At 51.7% G+C, this 665-nt stretch carries 1 protein-coding gene; it reads right to left on the bottom strand.

Going from position 1 to position 665, the window contains the following annotated elements; all coding sequences use genetic code 11:
- A partial coding sequence (locus HMPREF3107_RS02245; RefSeq protein ID WP_070452906.1) for a GTP-binding protein occupies window positions 1–665 on the bottom strand: 665 nt, incomplete at both ends.

The raw sequence follows: 665 nt of genomic DNA, 5'->3' as shown, positions 1-665 counted from the left end.
CGACCGGAGATGGAGAATACGTCTTCGATAGGCAACAGGAACGGTTTGTCCACGGCACGCTCTGGAGTCGGGATGTAGCTGTCCAATGCGGCAGCCAGTTCGAAGATTTTTTCTTCGTAAGCGGCGTCGCCTTCCAAGGCTTTCAGTGCAGAACCTTGTACGATCGGGCAGTCGTCGCCTGGGAAGTCGTAGCTTGACAGCAAGTCACGGATTTCCATTTCGACCAGTTCCAGCAGCTCGGCATCGTCAACCATGTCGCATTTGTTCATGAACACGATGATGTAAGGTACGCCTACTTGGCGGGCCAACAGGATGTGTTCGCGGGTTTGCGGCATAGGACCGTCGGCAGCGGAACATACCAAGATTGCGCCGTCCATTTGTGCGGCACCGGTAATCATGTTTTTAACGTAGTCGGCGTGACCCGGGCAGTCTACGTGTGCGTAGTGGCGGGTTTCGGTTTCGTATTCTACGTGTGAGGTATTGATGGTAATACCGCGGGCTTTTTCTTCGGGAGCGTTGTCGATTTGGTCGTAAGCTTTTGCAGCACCGCCGAATTTTTTAGCCAAAATAGTAGTCAAAGCAGCAGTCAGAGTAGTTTTACCATGGTCAACGTGACCGATAGTACCAACGTTTACGTGCGGTTTGCTACGTTCAAATTTTTCCTT

Source organism: Neisseria sp. HMSC31F04 (assembly GCF_001807735.1).
In the GTDB taxonomy this organism is placed as follows: Bacteria; Pseudomonadota; Gammaproteobacteria; order Burkholderiales; family Neisseriaceae; genus Neisseria; species Neisseria elongata.
The sequence above is the reverse complement of the archived record's forward strand: the minus strand, read 5'-3'. Positions and strand labels throughout refer to the sequence as shown.